This window comes from Streptomyces sp. SID5785, from assembly GCF_009870065.1.
In the GTDB taxonomy this organism is placed as follows: domain Bacteria; phylum Actinomycetota; class Actinomycetes; order Streptomycetales; family Streptomycetaceae; genus Streptomyces.
Window position 1 is genome coordinate 1 of record NZ_WWIA01000797.1, and the last position, 2,006, is coordinate 2,006.

Sequence of the window (2,006 nt, forward strand, 5' to 3'; positions counted from 1 at the left end):
GCCACCGTCCGCGCCGCCGTGCCGCTGTGGCTGGAGCCGCGCGCGACACGGGACACGCGCGTCGCCCACGTCCTCGATCTCGAACCGTCCGCCGTCGTGCTCGACGGCGTGGCCGATGCCGTGGCCAACCGGCGCACCGACCTCCTCGCCCCCTTCCTCACCGACCGGCCACCGCTCGGACGCTTCCTGACCAGCAAGGGCTCCTGGGCCTTCCCCGCCTCCCGGTCGGCCGTCCGCCGCTGGCCGTCGCGCCTGCAGCGGGCGTACCTGCGCCAGCTGGAACGCATCGCGGGCGACGCGGCGGCGCTGCCCTGGCGCCGCGCCCACGCGATCGCCTGCGCCGCCCAGGTGCCCGATCACGGGTACGCGTCCGTACGGAGGTGGGCCGCGTCCTCCGACGTCGTCCTGGCCGAGGCCGCCCTCGGCGCGCTCGGCGGCAGCGGCGACGAGCTGCCCCTGCTGCTCGACCACGCGGGCGGCGACCGGGCCCGCGTCGCCGTTTACGCGGCGTCCCGCGCCGCCCGGCAGGTCAGCCCCTCCGGGCTGGCCGCACTCTTCGACGACCTGCTCACCGGCCCCGGCAAGAAGATCACCAGCCGCAAGGAGGGCGCCCGCCTGGCCGCGGCCTGCCTGCCCGCGCCCGAGGCCGCCCGCCTGCTGGCCCGCGCCTACGCGGCCCCCGACGCCCACCGTGACGTGCGCGCCGCCTGCGTCGCACTGGCCGCGCACGACCTGCTCGGCCACGAGCCCGCCTGGGAGATCCTCGCCGACGCCGTCCGCGAGGACCGCCCGGGCGTCCTGCGCGACGCCGCCCTGCGTCCGGCCCCGCTGGACGTCGCCGAGACGCACCGCGAGCGGTACGCGGCCCTGGTCACCGCCGTCGCGGGCACCGGCCAGGACGAGCTCGCGGCCACGGCCCTGTCCGCGCTCACCCGCTGGGCGCCGTGGTCCCCGCAGGCAGCCGCGCTGTTCGCCCAGGTCCTCGCCGACGTACCGCGTCGTGCCCGTGTCCTGTGGCGCACGGCCGCCTCGGGGCTCGTCGACGAGGCCGCCCGCACCCAGGAAGGGGCCGCGGCGCTGCACGCCGCGGTGACCGCCCTCGTCGCACACGGCACGGAGCCCGACGCGGGCGACGAGCGTGACCGCCCCGCCCACCGCCGCATCGAGTACGTGGCGGAACTCCTGGCCGACCGCACGCCCCGCACCACGGCCCTGCGCCCGGCCGCCCGGTCCGTCGCGCGGCTCCTCGCCGGACACGACACCTGCGTCGAACCGGCGACGCGGGTCCTTCTGGCGAGCGTGGACCTCGGCGCACCCGGGCCGGCCCTGCACGAACTGGCGCGGCTGCACACCGGCCGTCCCGCGCTCGCCGCCCGCACGGCCGACGCCCTGCGCTCCCGCGTCCGTCGGCAGGAGATCGTCGACGAGCCCGAACTCGACCGGACAGCACAGACGTTGGCCGAGTCCGGCGACCTCGCGGAGGGCCTGTTCGCCTGGGCCGTGACCGTGGCGTGCGGCGACCGCACGGCCTGGCCCGTCCGCTGGCGGGCCCGTCTGTCGGCTCTGCGGCGGCACGCGTCGCCGGACGTGCGCGACGCGGCGATCCGGGTCGGTACGGCGACCGACAGCTGACCACTCGCCGGGAGCGGCCGGGCCCGATCGGCGCAGGGGAGGCCGGGCCGCTCCGCCGCTGGTCCACGGGCACCCGGCACCTCAAACCCCCGCCTACCCACATTCACCCGAACGGCCCAACGGGTCAAGAAGTCCGCACTGGCCTCTCACCCCGTCCGCGCACCGCTCGGGGACGTTCCCGCAGTAGGCGTCGCTACGGTCGGTGATCCTTTGGTTTGCGGACTCGTCGGGGGCAGCGCCCGATGGAGGTGAGGCACACGGCACCTCCGGCGACCTCTGATCGCCTCCTGTGCCTGAGGGAGTGAGCACGCATGACAGAGGGCGAGACCTTCAGCGACCCGGACGCTCTGGCAGGGCTCACCGCCTACGACCGG

1 pseudogene is annotated in these 2,006 nt (G+C 77.0%); it reads left to right on the forward strand.

The features are described 5' to 3' along the window. Window positions 1–1,632: pseudogene (locus tag GTW43_RS26095) on the forward strand (hypothetical protein); the annotation flags it as partial. Window positions 1,633–2,006 lie beyond the last annotated feature (374 nt).